Origin of the sequence: Candidatus Hakubella thermalkaliphila, assembly GCF_013281975.1 — a bacterium.
GTDB classification, from domain to species: Bacteria; Actinomycetota; Humimicrobiia; order Hakubellales; family Hakubellaceae; genus Hakubella; species Hakubella thermalkaliphila.
Window position 1 is genome coordinate 1 of the sequence record NZ_BLRZ01000311.1, and the last position, 1,014, is coordinate 1,014.

At 41.7% G+C, this 1,014-nt stretch carries 1 protein-coding gene; it reads right to left on the minus strand.

The window, feature by feature from the left end:
* On the minus strand, nucleotides 1-539 hold a 539-nt coding region (locus HW443_RS11800), incomplete at its 3' end, for a hypothetical protein (protein WP_176238285.1).
* Nucleotides 540-1,014: the final 475 nt, after the last annotated feature.

Sequence of the window (1,014 nt, forward strand, 5' to 3'; positions counted from 1 at the left end):
GGAAGAGTCCCAGCCAGGGAAATGGTGTAAACAACACTAAGGGAACTTAACTTTGCCCAGTTTTGGCGAAAACCAATTTTGGCTATGGAAACTGCTGCCATAAGGAATGTTATTAGAGCAAAAGCGATACCGTGAATCGGATAAAAAGCAAAAGTAAGACCCAAAAAAAGACCACTTAGTATAAGACGCCCTTTCCCCCCGCTATCCAAAAACCTCTTGAAACAAATCAGCTCCAGAAAGCCACAGATTAGAGGAAAAGTATAGTAGAGCCTCATCGTAGTAATGGGAATCAGTCCCTGAGTTTCAAAAAAATCGTAAATGCCTTCCATGGCCTGATGGTAAATAGTCGAGGGATCGAAAAACGACTCATAGTTGCCCCCCAGGGCCAAAAGAAAATATATAAACCCTCCACTACCCGAGGATAACGAAAACAGTAGAAAGGCTAGATTTGTATGTCTTCTATCTACAAATCCTCCAATAAAAAGGTAGATCACCAGGAGAAAGACGAAATTGGCCAATGCCTGAACAAGTAAGTCCATTACGAAATAGGGAATCCTCATTAGATAAGCAAGATAACCGAGGGGAAGGTATATAAGAGGCGTAGTAAACGACGGGCTGGCATATGTTTTCATGGGAAGAAGGTACGACCACGGATCTGCGAAGTCATTTTGAAATGACCTCATAAAATACAACAATATCCCATCGTCCATGGACCTTCCACCTACCAAGGTGTAGCCAGCAGGGGTCGATAAATACAAGACCAGATACAGAAACGGATAGTACAGTGCATATAAAAATGCTATCACTATGACAAACTTAGGAATAGCCAAACTTCTCAGCAATTTCATGAGATTCCCAATCTTCTTTTCCGAGGTGCCAGGTAACTGCTACGTTTCCACTAAATAGATCTTTGTAGTACCTTCATAGAATACCAGGGACAAAAATTTTTCATCATCCAACCTGTCAAACACTTCCTCATCTACGTCCTCCTTGGAGACAAAAACGTACTCTACA